The 1,260-nt window shown below is 56.5% G+C and carries 2 protein-coding genes; both read right to left on the reverse strand.

Translation table 11 applies throughout. The features are described 5' to 3' along the window. Positions 1-95: 95 nt before the first annotated feature. The gene (locus tag A3730_RS24405; RefSeq protein ID WP_063520192.1) at positions 96-827 is read right to left on the reverse strand and encodes a glutathione S-transferase family protein; all 732 of its coding nucleotides are present in this window, start codon (positions 825-827) and stop codon (positions 96-98) included. Between the two features lie 57 nt (positions 828-884). Continuing rightward, a partial coding sequence (locus A3730_RS24410; RefSeq protein ID WP_231884037.1) for a hypothetical protein occupies positions 885-1,260 on the reverse strand: 376 nt, incomplete at its 5' end.

Below are 1,260 nucleotides of genomic sequence, written 5' to 3' on the forward strand. Positions count from 1 at the left end.
TCAATGTCGGCCAGGCCATCATGGTGCTGGATTAGGACCAGTCCACATCATGGTTACCCTCGGCGCGGTTCATGCAGAATAGGAGGCGTTGGGCATCAACCCCTTTCCTCCTGATAAAAACGTCGATAAGGAGCAAGATGTTCCGCCTGGCCGTTCACCCAGGTTTGCAAGGGCTCAGGCATGGAGGAAGGCCAGTCCAGCCCGTACGCCGGTGGCATAAATAGCGGCGCCAGCAAGCTGGCTGCCGCCAGGTCTGCCCGCGAGAATTGCTCACCCACCAGGTAGGTGCGCCCCTGGTAAGCCTGTGACAAGGTCTGGATAGACTGCTCCAGAGCCACACGGCTGTCGCTGACATGGGGCTCGCGGATTTGCATTCCCTTGCGCATCAGCCCCTGTAATTTCGGGAAAATCGCCCGCAAAAATGCCTTCCCCCAGAACGGCCCACCCTTGGCAAAAAAGGGAATCACCAAATTCGGGTGGTCCAGCAAGGTGTGATAACAGTAACGGCGAACGTGCGGCCCAATATTGTCGTCGCAGAACGTTTCCCAGCGCAGCGCCTCTTCTCGTTCCTCCTGGCTCTGCGGGGTCAATGAGCGGGCCGGGAACTGCGTATCCAGATAGCTGATAATGGCCGCTGAATCTTGCACGTAGTGCCCGTCGTGCTCCAGCACCGGCACACTGCTGAACGGCGCCACCGCCTTCATCTTCTTCAAATGCAGGCCTGGCAGGTGGTTCTTCACCCGGTAATCCACGCCTTTGTAGTCCAGTGCCCAGCGCACTTTTTCGCAATAGTGGGAAATCGGGAATTGGTGCAGGACGATGGCCATACGGGCATCCTTTTAGTGAGTTAATTGCGGATCACATGAAAAAATAAATAGTGTGGGTCAAGTGTTATGACCGCCGTTATTATTTTGTGCGCCGTTTTTTTCATGCCAGCGGACAATTTCTTTCACCGCCGCCGCCGGAGAACGTGCCCAGCGAAAATGATCTGCACGGTCATTCAATGCCTGCTTATCCAGCAACACATTGCTCACGGTCGCTGCGATGAATTTTTCGTTTACCGCCTCCACCGACGCGGGCGGCGCAAAGGCATCATCCGCCATGCGCAGACTCAACACCGGCCCACTATACTGCGCGATACCACAATCCAGGTCGTCGCTGAAGCCATTGGCCTGATACCGGTTGGTTTTCGCCAGGGCCAGCCAGTCTTGCATCAGGGTTCTGGCTTCACGACCGCCAAACCCCAATTTGTCGCCAGGG

It is taken from the genome of Alcanivorax sp. HI0044 (assembly GCF_001634945.1).